This window comes from Dyadobacter sp. BHUBP1, from assembly GCF_050587785.1.
Lineage (GTDB): Bacteria > Bacteroidota > Bacteroidia > Cytophagales > Spirosomataceae > Dyadobacter.
The window spans coordinates 524,542-537,943 of the sequence record NZ_JBOBIH010000002.1; the positions used below are offsets into that span (position 1 = coordinate 524,542).

Annotated in this window: 10 protein-coding genes; 3 read left to right on the forward strand and 7 right to left on the reverse strand. The window is 49.7% G+C overall.

Features of this window, described 5'->3' with window-relative positions:
- Nucleotides 1-3: 3 nt before the first annotated feature.
- From mazG to ACQ4MZ_RS09040, 3 genes are all read left to right on the forward strand, one after another.
- A complete protein-coding gene (gene mazG, locus ACQ4MZ_RS09030) occupies nucleotides 4-837 on the forward strand; it encodes a nucleoside triphosphate pyrophosphohydrolase (protein WP_430844419.1) in 834 nt (277 codons plus the stop codon).
- A gap of 109 nt (nucleotides 838-946) precedes the next feature.
- Complete coding sequence (locus tag ACQ4MZ_RS09035; RefSeq protein WP_430844421.1) at nucleotides 947-1,435, forward strand: hypothetical protein; 489 nt, start codon at nucleotides 947-949, stop codon at nucleotides 1,433-1,435.
- Nucleotides 1,436-1,438: 3 nt separating this feature from the next.
- On the forward strand, nucleotides 1,439-2,104 hold the full coding sequence (locus tag ACQ4MZ_RS09040) for a thiamine diphosphokinase (RefSeq protein WP_430844422.1): 666 nt from the start codon (nucleotides 1,439-1,441) through the stop codon (nucleotides 2,102-2,104).
- Here ACQ4MZ_RS09040 and ACQ4MZ_RS09045 read toward each other — a convergent pair.
- From ACQ4MZ_RS09045 to ACQ4MZ_RS09075, 7 genes are all read right to left on the reverse strand, one after another.
- Nucleotides 2,099-3,742: a M1 family metallopeptidase gene (locus ACQ4MZ_RS09045; RefSeq protein ID WP_430844423.1), complete on the reverse strand. Its 1,644-nt coding sequence runs from the start codon at nucleotides 3,740-3,742 to the stop codon at nucleotides 2,099-2,101. The two genes, ACQ4MZ_RS09040 and ACQ4MZ_RS09045, sit on opposite strands and share 6 nt — an antisense overlap.
- 27 nt (nucleotides 3,743-3,769) lie before the next feature.
- Entirely contained in the window at nucleotides 3,770-4,750 is a 981-nt protein-coding gene (locus tag ACQ4MZ_RS09050) for a Kelch repeat-containing protein (protein WP_430844425.1), read from the reverse strand.
- A 125-nt stretch (nucleotides 4,751-4,875) separates the two neighbouring features.
- Complete coding sequence (locus ACQ4MZ_RS09055) at nucleotides 4,876-6,255, reverse strand: glucoamylase family protein (RefSeq protein WP_430844427.1); 1,380 nt, start codon at nucleotides 6,253-6,255, stop codon at nucleotides 4,876-4,878.
- Nucleotides 6,256-6,289: 34 nt separating this feature from the next.
- Entirely contained in the window at nucleotides 6,290-7,960 is a 1,671-nt protein-coding gene (locus ACQ4MZ_RS09060) for a glucoamylase family protein (protein ID WP_430844428.1), read from the reverse strand.
- Nucleotides 7,960-8,802, reverse strand: a complete 843-nt coding sequence (locus ACQ4MZ_RS09065) for a LamG domain-containing protein (RefSeq protein ID WP_430844429.1) — start codon at nucleotides 8,800-8,802, stop codon at nucleotides 7,960-7,962. Before ACQ4MZ_RS09065 ends, ACQ4MZ_RS09060 begins: the two co-directional genes overlap by 1 nt.
- A 20-nt stretch (nucleotides 8,803-8,822) precedes the next feature.
- Nucleotides 8,823-10,316, reverse strand: a complete 1,494-nt coding sequence (locus ACQ4MZ_RS09070) for a RagB/SusD family nutrient uptake outer membrane protein (RefSeq protein WP_430844430.1) — start codon at nucleotides 10,314-10,316, stop codon at nucleotides 8,823-8,825.
- 13 nt (nucleotides 10,317-10,329) lie between these two features.
- Nucleotides 10,330-13,362, reverse strand: coding sequence for a SusC/RagA family TonB-linked outer membrane protein (locus tag ACQ4MZ_RS09075; RefSeq protein WP_430844432.1), 3,033 nt, complete (start codon nucleotides 13,360-13,362; stop codon nucleotides 10,330-10,332).
- Nucleotides 13,363-13,402 lie beyond the last annotated feature (40 nt).

Genomic DNA, 13,402 nt, shown 5'->3' on the forward strand with positions numbered 1-13,402 from the left:
GATATGGAAAAACAATTCAGTGACCTTCCCGAAAGCCGCCAGCAACAGCTCATGGCTTTCGACCGTTTGTTGACGATCATGGACGAGCTCCGGGAGCAATGCCCGTGGGACAGAAAACAGACCATGGACAGCCTGCGGCACCTGACGATCGAAGAAACCTACGAACTTTCCGATGCCATATTGAACAACGACCTGCCCGAAGTCCAGAAGGAACTTGGGGATGTTTTGCTGCATATTGTTTTTTATGCCAAAATCGGTTCGGAGCAGGCGGAAGGCAAGACCTACAACTTCGATATAAAGGACGTGCTGCACGGCATATGCGACAAGCTCGTGGCCCGTCACCCGCATATTTACGGTGATTTTGTGGCTGATACTGAAGAGGCCGTGAAGCAGAATTGGGAAAAGCTGAAATTGAAAGAAGGTAATAAGTCCGTACTGTCGGGCGTGCCTGCATCCCTGCCTGCGCTCGTGAAGGCAATGCGCATTCAGGAGAAAGCAAGAGGCGTTGGATTCGACTGGGATGAAAAGCAGCAGGTATGGGCCAAAGTGGAAGAGGAGTTGCACGAATTCAAGCAGAACTTCAATATCGAATCGGCCGATGTCATCGATCAAAAAGAGGCCGAAGGAGAATTTGGAGACCTGCTATTTTCATTGGTAAATTATTCCAGATTTGTAGATATCAACCCCGAAACGGCCCTTGAAAGGACCAATAAGAAGTTCATCAGCCGGTTTCAATATCTGGAAGAAGCCTCGAAGGCCGACGGCAAATCGCTGTCCGATATGACGCTGGAGGAAATGGATACTTACTGGAACCGGGCGAAAAAAATGGAAGTGTGAAAATTTCGTTCCGAATGATGTTACCAAATGTTGAATGCAGCGTATAAATAAACGAGTCGGATTACATCCGGTTTGAAAACCATTTTTATACACTATAAACACATTGAGTATGTATCTAGAACAACGCATTGAGCAACTTGAAAACGTCACTGTTGAACATGGAAAGCAAATTGAGATGATAGCAACTGGATTAGCCACATTGACAACCACGGTCAACAATGGATTCAACGAAATGCGAAACGAGTTCAAGCTCGTCCACGAAAAATTCGCCGCGCAAGACCGGAGGTTTGAGAGACTCGAAGGTAGAATGGACAGACTCGAAGGTAGAATGGACAGACTTGAAGGCAGAATGGATAGCCTTGAAGCCGATGTGGCGGTTCTCAAAACAGATGTAGCGGTTCTCAAAACAGATGTAGCGGTTCTCAAAACAGATGTAGCGGTTCTCAAAACAGATGTATCGGTTCTTAAAACAGATGTAGCGGTTCTTAAAACTGATGTGGCCGAAATCAAGGATCGCCTGAATGTCATGAGTGGACAGTTCGGTAAGATGACGAAGGGCATTGAGACACTTGCTGAGCTGATAAAGACTAAACTATAACTAATGTCATCACACCACATCGTTCGGGAGAAGCAGGAGCCTGCTTTAATTATTGCCAATGGGGAAGCCTGCTCTCCGGAATTGTTGGGTCAGTTGCTGGAATGGAGCCCTTATATTGTCGTACTTGATCATGCCATTTACCGGGTTTTGGATTTAGGGATCAAAATAGATGCCTGGATGGGTGACTTTGATACGCCGCACAATGTAGAAATGATACGCGAACGCCAGCACCCGCTTGAAATCATTAACACTCCCGACCAGGAAAAGACCGATCTGAACAAAGCCATCGAGTATCTGATCGAAAGAGGTTTCCCGGCCGCAAATATCGTTTGGGCGACGGGACGCCGGGCAGATCATGCGATTACGAACATTACTGATCTCGTTCGCTACAAGGATAAGATCAAACTGGTGCTGCTGGACGACTATTCCAAGATTTTCCCGCTTACCGGTACGTTTGAAAAGTGGTATGCCGCCGGTACGCCTATTTCCCTGATTCCGGTAGGTACTGTGGAAGGCATTGAGACTTCCGGCTTGAAATACAACTTAAATAACGAAACCCTGACGATGGGTCACAGAACCGGCAGCAGTAATGAAGCCGAGGCTGATGGCATGGTCAGAGTTTCCGCGCAGAAGGGCGACCTTCTGATTATGGAATGCTGGGACTTATAAAGAAGCCTGTTTTGATTCTTTGGCTTCCACGTAGAAGTTCCGGTCTACGGTTAATGACTTGTCGCCTTTCACTTTCAAGGTTTTCCAGTCTTTGGTCGGAAAGAGGAATTCCTCTTTCCCGCTGGCAAGTTTCACTTTGACGGGCATATCGAAGTTTTCAACTGTGTTGATCCACCGGTATTGCAGGCCTTTTCCTGTAAATGCATATTCCAGAACAGGTATCCGTACGTCGCGCAGATATTGATCAAAAACCTTTGAGAGATTCCTGCCCGCGTGTTCGCTGATGTAGTTTTCAATCTGAGAGCCGTCAACCGTCTGATGGTAGAAGGTCTTGTTCAATCCGCGAAGGATCTGGCGCCACTTCTCGTCGTCATTTACAATCTGGCGGATAGTGTGGAGCATGTTCCCGCCTTTGTAGTACATGTCCTTCGAGCCTTCCTGATTAACTCCATAAATACCTACAATAGGAATATCATTCGCAATAAGTTGGCGGGTCCCGATTACATAGTCTTCCCCGGCCTTTTTTCCGAAGTAATATTCGGTGTAAAGGTTTTCGGAATAGTTGGTGAAGCTCTCGTGCACCCACATATCGGCTACGTCTTTGTAGGTGATATTATTGGCAAACCATTCATGCCCGCTCTCGTGGATAATGATGAAGTCCCATTTCAGGCCCCAGCCGGTATTTGACAGGTCTTTACCCCGATAGCCCATTTTGTAGTCATTGCCATAGGTAACCGAGCTCTGATGCTCCATGCCGAGGTAGGGTACTTCTACGAGCTTATAGCCGTCTTCGTAAAAAGGGTACGGACCAAACCAGTGCTCGAAGGCTTTCAGCATTTTCGGAGCTTGTTTGAACTGCTCTTTCGCCCTTTCCAAATTTTGGGGTAAAACGTAGTAGCTAACCTGCAAATCTCCTTTCTCGCCCTTGAATGTCTCCTTCCAGCTTACATAGTTGGCCACATTCATATTCACCCCATAGTTGTTAATCGGGTTTTTGACCACCCAATTAAAAGTGTGCGAATTGTCGCTATTCTCGACTACCGACAGCAGATTCCCATTTGATACATCCATGACATTTTTAGGAACGGTCATACTGATGAGCATGCTGTCGGGTTCGTCGTACATATGGTCCTTGCAGGGCCACCATACGCTCGCGCCCAATCCCTGGCAAGAGGTGGAAATGATAGTATTGCCTTTGCCGTCGGGGACCCATTGCACGCCTCCGTCCCAGGGCGGGCGTTTCGCGAGCCGGGGTTTTCCGCCGTAGAAAACCTCAATGGATTCAGTTTTGCCAGCTTCCTGCTTTTTATTGAGCGTAATAAAAAATGCATTGCCATCGCGGCGGTAGGTAAGCGCCTCGCCGTCCTGCACCACTTTGGTGATCTGCAATGGCTCCTGCAAATCCACCTGCATGGTTTGGTAGGGTTTCAGGACCTTGTACCTGATCACCGTGCTGCCGGTAAGCGTACTGTCTTTATCGTTGGGCCTTACGCTGAGGTGGTAGTAGGTCAGGTCCCACCATTCCCGTTCAGGGGTAATGGAGCCTCGTAGTGTGTCGGCGTGGGTGAATGTCTTCTGCTGCGCGAAAGAAGAGATTGAAACAAACAGCAAACAGGCACCAGCGAGTTTTTTGAGCATTTGAATGGGGGTTAGTAATGAAGTGTATTATTTATCGAGTATTTCCATATCGTTCAGTTCCGGGCCGCCACCACGATTGGCCGAGCCTGCTGCAATGTAAATCTTCTTGTTTAATGCCACCGCCTGTGTGCCGTGACGACCCTGGTGAAGAGAGGGCAAGCGTTCCCATTTCTGGGTTTGCGGATTGAATGCTTCCACCTCATTATGTGCCTCCTGATGTGCGTCGCTTTCGCCGCCGATTACGAGTATTTTATTGTCATAAACGACGGTAGTATTGCCTGCACGAAGAGTAGGAAGATTGTTCGACGCGTCCAGGGTGGTCCATTTACCAGTCTTGAAATCGTAAACATCCACTTCCTTGATAACGGTATTCAAGACCTGATTGATACGCGCAGTCGAGAGGCGCCCGCCTGCGACGTAAAGTTTGTTGTTCAGTACGGCCACCTGCACATGGTCGCGCGGGCGGGGAGCGTCGGCGAGCGTTTTCCAGGTGCCGGTAGCAGGATCGAACTCGTCGAACCAGGTAACCTGGCCATCCCAGTGACCGTCCTGGATGCCGCATACGAGATAGATCTTGTCATTCAACGTAAATGCGCCTGCCGCACCGCGCCTGCGGTTTTCAGGGATGGCTGCTCCCTTGCGCCATTCGTTTTTAGCAGGATTGAAAATGTAAATATCCGGAATCGGTACTTCGTGCGGATAACCACCCGTGAATGCGCCGAGTACGTAAATTTCATTCTTGTAACTGACCGCCTGGAAATGGCTCATTTCAAGCGGCGACGGCGCGAGGCTTTTCCAGGAATCTTTTTTGAAATCGTATTCATCAACCGGCTTGATACCGCGCCCGCCCAGCAGGTACAACTTTCCGTTGGCCGTGGCCATCGCGTTTTCGTGCCGCTTTTCGGGCAGGTTTTCCGGTTCGGAAACCGTCCATATCTGTGCCGATCCGTACAAGGCGAATGCATTCAGCGCGATCAGCAAAGCAGCTTTGTGGTAGAGTGGTTTCATAGGGATTTACGTTTAGATTAGCACTTCTTTGCTTTTCAAAAACGGTATCAAGGTACAATTATATTCTATAAAACAGAAAGACCAGCATATGGCCGGTCTTCCTGTGAATATTGGCTAAAAGGCGGTTAATTTCTGCTGGCTGCGGCCAAAGCAGGACTTTCAAATCCGAGTTTTTTCAAGCCTGCCTGAATCTCCGGATCTTTCATAAAAAGCTTCCAGAGCAAGCCGGTCCGGTAGTTTTCGATCATCACGATAATCGGTCCCTGGTCGATGGCCAGGTGCGATTTGGCATACCAGTTCTGCGTTTCATTGAATGCGTCGGTGAAGCCGTATTCCGACCAGATTTTGTCACCCAGGTCATCGTAAAAATGGCGCAATGCCTTCATCGACTGCTCCGGTGTGTAAGGGAATGAAGACAATGCCGCGGTAGGTGTAATCGTACCAAAATCGTTAGTCGGTGAATGCGCATTGTAGCCATTGTAGGTATCGCTCGCGGTCAGTCCCCAGCTGTTTTCGCCATATCCCCTAAACTTGCCGGGATTAGCAACGCAATGCTTGTAATTGATCAGTGAATGGTTCACATTCTGCTCCCAATAATTGGCATACTGATCTTTCAAATGGCGCGGGTCGAGGCCGAGGAATGAGTAATGCGTAAAAAACAATGGTCCGCCATATTCAAATCCGAGCGGCAGCTTCACGCCGTAATACTCCTTTCCATTGCGGAAATGGTCGCTTTGTGCCCAGCATTTGTCGTAAACCTGGCGGGTAATCGGGTAACGCGGAGAGGCCGCTCCCATAATGTAGGTGATCAATGTCTCATTGTAGCCGCGCAGCTCGAAGTTCATCGCCCAGCCGTTGTTCGGGCTCCAGTGCCAGTAGAGCTGGTTAGGATTTCCGCGGGTGTACCAGTCCCATTCGGCCTCGTTCCAGATCCAGGTAATGCGGTTGCGGAGTTCTCTTTCGAGGTCGGTATCGCGATCGAAATATTGTCTTACGGCTAGTAATCCCTGAAACAGGAAGGAAGATTCAACCAGATCGCCGCCATCATCCTTCCGACTGAAAGGAATGATTTTGCCGGTCGCGCCATTGAGCCAGTGAGGGAAAATGCCGTGGTAGTGATCTGCTTTCGAGAGGAATTTGACCATTTTTAATAGTCGGGCCGCTACGGAATCGCGTGGCTGCCATTGCCGTTCGGCCGCAACTACCATTGCCATTACACCAAATCCGGTGCCACCGATGGTGCAGACCTCATCGCCGTAGTCGAATGCGATATTGCTTCGCTCACGAGCCAGACCGCTGACGGGATGTCCAAAATCCCAGAAATAACGGAATGTCTGTTTTTGAACAAGTTCCAGCAATGCGGTATCGGAAAGATTTTTAGGCCGGTCGGCCGGATTGAATGCTGCGGGCTTCGCAGCCGTTGATTTTTTTTTCTGTGCCCAGCTATTCACTTGCGAACCAGCAAGTAGGGTGAGGCATAGTAGTAGTCGGAAGTATAGTTTCATAGTCGAGTAATGTTGATTGGCGGGATAAGTACTGTTAAAGCGCCGGACTGCTGAATCCGAGCTTTGTAAGGCCGGCCTTCACCTCGGGGCTACTCATGAAGAGCTTCCAGGGCAGTGCCGTGCGATAGTTTTCGATCATGACTACAATAGGTCCCTGGTCGATGGCCAGGTAGGAATCGGCGAACCAGAGCTGGTCCAGCGAGAATGCGTCGTGGAAACCATATTCACCCCAGAGCTTATCGCCCAATTTGTAGTAAAAGAATTTCAAGGCTTTCATCGACTCCACGGGCGTGTACGGGAATGCGGATAATGCGGCCGTGGGCGTGATCACCCCCTTGTCGTTGCCCGGCGAGTTGGCGTTGTACCCGATCGGGATGTCGCTGGCCGTGAGTCCCCAGCACTGGTCGCTGTACCCGTAATATTGCTGCGGGTTTGTTTTACAATAGTTATAGTTGATGAGGGTATGGGCCTTGTTTTGGGTAAAATAATTGGTAAAACGGTCGGTCAGCCCCGTCGGGTTTAAACCTAAAAACGAATAGTGTGAGAAGAATAACGGGCCACCCAACGGTTCGCCGAGCGGCAATGCGATACCGTAATATTCCTTTCCATTAATAAATGTGCTGTTACCTGCCCAGCCGTTGTCATAAACCGTTTTACTGATGCTATGCGTGGGCGAAGAAGCCGCCAGGGCATAAGTGATCAGGCATTCGTTCCAGCCTTTGATCTGGTGGTTCATTTCCCAGCCGTAATTGGGGCTCCAATGCCAGTAGAGCACATTTTCGTTGCCTTTTCGGAACCAGTCCCATTCAACCGCTTCCCAGATTGCATTGATATCAGCGCGTAGCGCGGTTTCAGCGGGATTACTTTCACTGAAATACTGACGAACTGTAAGCAATCCCTGAACGAGGAAGGAAGTCTCTACTAAATCAGCGCCATTGTCCTTATCGCTGAACGGTACGACCGAACCCGTAGCGCCATTCAGCCAATGCGGGAAAGCACCGTGAAATGTCTGGGCCTTTTTCAGGAAGCCTACGATCTTCTGCATTCTTTCCAAGCCCTGCGCCCGTGTGATGAACTTACGCTCGATGGCAATGGGGATGGTCATAATGCCGAAGCCGCTTCCGCCGGAGGTGACCACATCGCCGGAGGTGTTGCGCTCGCGCGCAAGCCCGCTGACCGGGTGCGCGAAATCCCAGAAATACTTGAATGTTTGCTGCTGCACCAGTGTCAGCAGTGCTTCGTCGCTGATAGCCGGAAACTTGTTGGTGGAATCCAGCGCGGTGATCAATTCGACTTTGACCTCGTTCAATAGCATTCCACCGGCTTTGGATTTCAATGCCTTGGTAGCGGTAACCGAGTAGCTTGTGAGATATTTTAAATCGGCGGAGGGAGTAATCACCACCGAACTGTCGCCGCCTTCCAGAGTGGATGTAAACGGAACCGCTTCGCCGGCAGCGGATCGGAAAGTAACTCCGCTCGCGAGGGTCGCGTTGCTGAGCGGGGCGGAAAATGTAAATCTGACTTTGGGTTTCAGGTTTACATCATTGTATTTGAATCCGGAATAGGTCCCGTTAACGTTCAGGCTGTTGAACCCGAATGAGGTTGGTATTCCTGGATTGGATGGCCCGGGGTCTTCCTTTTCCGATTTGCAGGAAGCCCCAAGCCAGATAATTACACTAAGAAAGAGGAAGTGTTTAAAAGGCATTATTTCCCTCTTGATTCCAGTTTAACCAGTGCATCTACTTCGGCATCTTTCAAAGCCACGTTATAAATCCGCACCTCGTCGAGCAGGCCTGTCAGGTAACTTGCCCAGTCTTGTGCCGAAGCACCCGAGGTAAGGCTCGGCTTGGTCTGGAACTGTACTGTACCGAATACCATTTTGCCCGGTTTCGCCCATTTCAGGTCGCCAAAGTTCGCCACGGTGCTCGTTGCCGTTTTGGAACCATTCACGTATATGTTGAAAGTTGATGAAGTGGCGTCGTAAGACAATGCGATATGCGTCCAGGAGTTATAAAGGTTAACAATGCCTTCCTTAGCAATCCATGTGTCCTTTTTGTCATTCTGAATGTGAGCTTTGAAAATACCGTCGGTATCAGTGCCGCCGTTTTCGAAGAAAGTCTCGATGTTTCCCCAGAAACCGTCCGTTTGAGACAAACCCACAAGCCCGATGATTCCACCGGCAGATTTGGTCGACGGGCTGTTTACCCAATAGGTCATGGTGAAACTTTTCAAGCCCAGGATTGCAGCCGTCGGGTCAAAAAGTACGTAGCCATTTTTGGCACCTTTCATCGCCTGACCTTTCAAACCATTGGCGAACGTGGTACCGGTATTGGTACCGGCCGTGTTGGAAACTACATCGGAATAGTTGCCGTCAAAAGGGAAATGTGCCACCAGATTGGCCTTCGCGATTTCGTCGGAGCTTGTAAAGCCGCCGATCGTCACGCTGGGCGCGTAACTTTCTGGATCGAACTTTTCATAGCAAGAGGTCACGCCGAGCACCGTCATTGCACACAATGCCACGGTCAGTTTATTCTTAAAAGTTTTCATCGATAGATCGTGGTTTTGGATTAATAACCTGGGTTCTGGGTGAGCACGCCTGCGCTAAGGTCGATTTCGTTCTGAGGGATCGGCCATACCTCGTTTTTGCCGGCTTTCCAGCCTTTCGGTCCGAAGATTTCAGCTGCGCGTCCCTGGCGGATCACGTCGAAATAGCGGTCGAATTCCATTGCCAGTTCATAACGGCGCTCGTTCCAGATCGCCAGACGCAATGCGGCTTTGTCGGTGGTAGTAACCTTTGGAAGGATGGTTTTGCTAGCCCCTCTTGCCCGTGCGCGCACCAACTCGAGTGACGCCAGCGCCTGAGTGGTATTCCCGATTTCGTTAGCCGCTTCGGCATTCATCAAAAGCACTTCCGCATACCGGATCACGCGTACATTTTGCTGAGAACCTTCATTGAACCCGGTTACGTACAACTTGAACGGTACATACGATTTCTGGTTGTACATCGGGTTGTCACCCGTTGCAGGAATCGCGTCGCCGGCAGGGGTTGTCTCACCGCGGTAAATGATGGTCGCGTCGCGGCGTGGGTCGCCTGCTTCAAAGGATTTTGAAAGCGCCTCAGTAGGGACATTGAAGCCCCAGCCGCCACCTGTGACGCCGCGTACACCCTGTACCTGTGAGTACTGTGAGTTGGATGCATCCTTGTTGGAAGGTATCAGTTCATTCTGGATTTCAAATACCGACTCTTTGGAGTTCTCGTTCTGAATGCGGAACAATGCCTCGTAGTCGGCAAAGAGCGAGTACTGGCCGGAATTGATCACTTGCGTTGTCAGATCGAACACCTGCTGCCATTTTCCCTGATACATCGAAACTTTGGCATGCAATGACTGTGCGGCACCTTTGGTCACACGGCCGAGGTCAGCGGCGCCGTAGTTCTGCGGCAATACCGCCGCTGCTTCGCTCAGGTCTTTTTCAATGGCTGCGTACACATCCGCTTTGGGTGTGCGGGGCAAGTTGTATTCCGAGGCGTCTTTGGGCAGGCTCAACCGCAAAGGCACATCACCAAATGCTCTCACCAATCTGAAATACGAGTAAGCACGTACAAACTTCGCTTCCGCAAGATATCTCGCTTTCAGGTTTTCGTCCATGCTGATCGCCGGGATATTGGTGATTACCTGGTTGGCGTAGTTGATGTTCTGGTATTGTCCTTCCCAGAAACCTCCGAGCTGGCCGTCTGTGGAACCTACCGTGAAAGTATCATACTGGTTGAAGAAAGTCGCATCTGAGGGCGTACTGCCTTTTTCGGCATCGTCGGAACCCATGCTTTCGACCGCGATAGCCGCGAAAGCGGTGTTGTTCCAGCTCCGCAAATTGGCATACATCGCATTCACGGCCTTGGTAGCATCCGCTTCATTTACCCAGAAGACGGCGCCGGCCTGTTTTCCCTGCGGATCAACATCGAGGAAGCTATCGCTGCAAGAGGAAGGAACGATCAGGAGCGCTGCAAGTCCGAGATATAGCCCTTTCTGCTTCAAATTGGTTTTAAAATTTATATTTTTCATATCGCTTGTGATCTTAGAAAGTGACGTTAATACCAAAGTTGTAGGTCGCTGAAAGCGGGTACACGTTGGCGTCAATACCGGCTTGGGTCGGTTTGTTTTCGTTGGCTCTTACCTCTGGTGACAAGCCTTTGTATTTAAAGAAGTTCAGAGGGTTCTGCGCATTCGCATACAGACGCAGCTTGCGGATTTTCATCCTTTCGTTGAAGGCTTGCGGGAATGTGTAGCCGATTTGCGCATTTCTGACCCGGAAATAGCTGCCGCTTTGTACGAAGAATGTATTGGGCAGGTAATTCTGGCCTCCGCCGATGTTAGCGGAAGGGTAGGTATTTGAAGTCCCTTCGCCATGCCATCTGTTATCGTAGAAATCTTTCGTGAAGTTTTCGTTACCATAGCGCCAGCCCATGTTGGCATTGTAAATATCTACTTTGGCAACACCCTGGAAGTCGAGCATAAGGTCGATGTTCTTGTAATTCCAGCTGGTGTTGATACCGTAGGTGAATTTCGGGTTAGGGTTGCCGATTACCTGGCGGTCGAGACCGGAAATTGTGCCGTCTGGCACTCCATTGGTTCCGCTGATGTCACGGTATCTGAAATCACCCGGTTTGGCATTAGGTTGTGCCGAGTTTTTAATCTCTTCCTGGTTCTGGAAAATACCGTCGACCACGTAGCCATAGAAAGAACCGATCGGGTCGCCTACGCGGGTGCGTGTAGCGAGTGCACCGCTGGTGAGACCAACGCCGCCATCATAAATAGGGTTGGCACCGGATGATACCGAAAGCACTTTGTTGTTGTTCACCGCGCCGTTGAAACCAATGCTGTAAGAAAGATCCTTGCCGATTTCATCGCGCCAGTTCAAGGCAAATTCGAAACCTTTGTTTTGGAAATCGGCCTGATTACCTACAATACGACCGGAGCTTGTACCAATGGAAGTCAACACCGGAATATCAAAGATCGCACGCTCGGTTTTCTTGATATAATAATCCAATTCAACGGTCAGTCTCGATTTGAGAAAGGAAGCCTCGATACCTGCGTCGGTACCTACACCACGCTCCCAATAAGTGGTAGGAGGGATAATGGAGTTAATGCTCGCACCGGTATTCAGCTGACCTCCGAAGATCGCCGCCAGGCCGCCGCCGGTCGCCACTGTAAGCGTCGACAAGTTGGAAGGAACGGACGCATTACCGATTTTACCCCAGCTACCGCGGATTTTCAGATTATCGAAAATCGTCTGGTCTTTCATGAAGCTTTCGTTGCTGATTACCCAGCCTGCACCCACCGATGGGAAATAACCCCAGGCATTGCCGCCCTGATAGAATTTGGATGAGCCATCCGCACGGAGAGAAGCATTCAGCATATAGCGCTCGCCGAAAGAGTAGTTCACACGACCGAAATAGGAAGCATACGTTCCGAGATCGCCTTCGTCTTTCACATTGCGGCCATCCGCGCTACCCAATGCGAGGTAAAGGTCACCTTCGCTTGAATACGGTACATTCAGTGCATTAGCAGTGAGTTTGTACGATTGGTCGCGCTGAGCGGATTGACCGAGGAGGGCTGTAATGCTATGCTCACCGAAATCTTTGGTATAGGTCAATGTATTTTCAAAGATCCAGTAGCGTGTCTGCGGGCGTACGAATTCGAGGAAGCTGGTGGTGTTACGTTGTTTGAATGTAGCAACATATTGCGGCACGTAGGTACGGGTTTCGTCTTGTCCGTAACGTCCACCGAGGCTGGTGCGGAATGTCAAGCCTTTCAGGATGTTGAGCTCTGCATACGCATTACCTGTAAGAAGTGTCTTTTTGGTATTCTGGTTGTAGAAATCAATCGTAACCTGCGGGTTGAAGTTGTTACCGTCACCCAGATTGTAATCGGTAGGATCACCATAGGTACCGTCGGCATAATAAACTGGTACCACAGGACCTGCTGCATAAAGTTGACGGAAAATGCCGCCCGCCTCGTCTCTTGATTTACTGAAAGAGCCGGTTGCGGAGTAACCCACTTTCAGGTTTTTCAAAACCTGGAAATCGTTTTGCAAACGGGCTGTATAGCGTTTGAAATTGTTCTTTTCAACAATACCATCCTGATCCAGGTAGCCTAATGAGAAGTTGTAGGTGGATTTTTCACCGCCGCCGCTGATCGAAAGTTGGTGATTGGTCACAAATGCATTACGCAGGATCTGGTGGTACCAGTCGGTGCCTTCGCCGAATTGCGAAGGATCGAGGATATCTGATTTTCCATTGATGCGGCTCAATTCGTTGATCATCGTAGCGTATTCATTCGCGTTCGCCATTTTGATCTGATTAGTCACCTTCTGATAACCTACAAAGCCATTGTAGTCGATAACAGGGGCTCCCGATTTACCTTTTTTAGTAGTAATCAAAACTACCCCGTTAGCTGCCCGCACACCATAAATAGACTGGCTGGACGCATCTTTCAGGATGTTCATACTTTCAATGTCGCCCGAGTTGAGGAAGCTGATATCGTCGAACCAAACGCCGTCGACTACATACAATGGGTTAGCACTACCATAGGCCGTTCCAACACCGCGGATACGGATTTGCGGTGCCTCTCCCGGTTTACCAGAGTTGTTGATCTGCACCCCGGCGACTTTCCCCTGCAAACCGCTGACGGCATTCATAGAAGGCTGCTTGGATATTTCCGCCCCTTTGATCTGCGCGACAGCACCGGTAACGTCGAGTTTTTTCTGTGAACCATAACCCATGATCACCACTTCGGTCAGTGCCTTAGCGTCTTCTTGTAATGCAACGTTAAGTGTTGTCTGGTTACCCACCGTGATTTCCTGGGTAGCCATCCCGATCATGGAAAAGACAAGAACAGATTGGGAAGAAGGGACTTTTATAGCGTAGTTACCATCGGCATCGGTAGGAACACCAGTGGTAGTGCCTTTGATGAGCACGCTGGCGCCCGGCAGCGCCGAATTGTCGGCACTCGAAGTGACTTTACCAGTCACATTTATTTCCTGCGCGTAGGAGAAACTTCCCAATGCCAGGAAAACGAGCATGTACAGTAATCGTACAATAGTTTTCATCAGTTTCAAATTGGTGATTGAATTATTATAAGAATTTATT

Coding starts and splice junctions, on each gene's coding strand:
- ACQ4MZ_RS09070 (WP_430844430.1), bottom strand. CDS start 10,316: ATGAAAAATATAAATTTTAAAACCAATTTGAAGCAGAAAGGGCTATAT.
- ACQ4MZ_RS09045 (WP_430844423.1), bottom strand. CDS start 3,742: ATGCTCAAAAAACTCGCTGGTGCCTGTTTGCTGTTTGTTTCAATCTCT.
- ACQ4MZ_RS09075 (WP_430844432.1), bottom strand. CDS start 13,362: ATGAAAACTATTGTACGATTACTGTACATGCTCGTTTTCCTGGCATTG.
- ACQ4MZ_RS09055 (WP_430844427.1), bottom strand. CDS start 6,255: ATGAAACTATACTTCCGACTACTACTATGCCTCACCCTACTTGCTGGT.
- ACQ4MZ_RS09065 (WP_430844429.1), bottom strand. CDS start 8,802: ATGAAAACTTTTAAGAATAAACTGACCGTGGCATTGTGTGCAATGACG.
- mazG (WP_430844419.1), top strand. CDS start 4: ATGGAAAAACAATTCAGTGACCTTCCCGAAAGCCGCCAGCAACAGCTC.
- ACQ4MZ_RS09035 (WP_430844421.1), top strand. CDS start 947: ATGTATCTAGAACAACGCATTGAGCAACTTGAAAACGTCACTGTTGAA.
- ACQ4MZ_RS09040 (WP_430844422.1), top strand. CDS start 1,439: ATGTCATCACACCACATCGTTCGGGAGAAGCAGGAGCCTGCTTTAATT.
- ACQ4MZ_RS09050 (WP_430844425.1), bottom strand. CDS start 4,750: ATGAAACCACTCTACCACAAAGCTGCTTTGCTGATCGCGCTGAATGCA.
- ACQ4MZ_RS09060 (WP_430844428.1), bottom strand. CDS start 7,960: ATGCCTTTTAAACACTTCCTCTTTCTTAGTGTAATTATCTGGCTTGGG.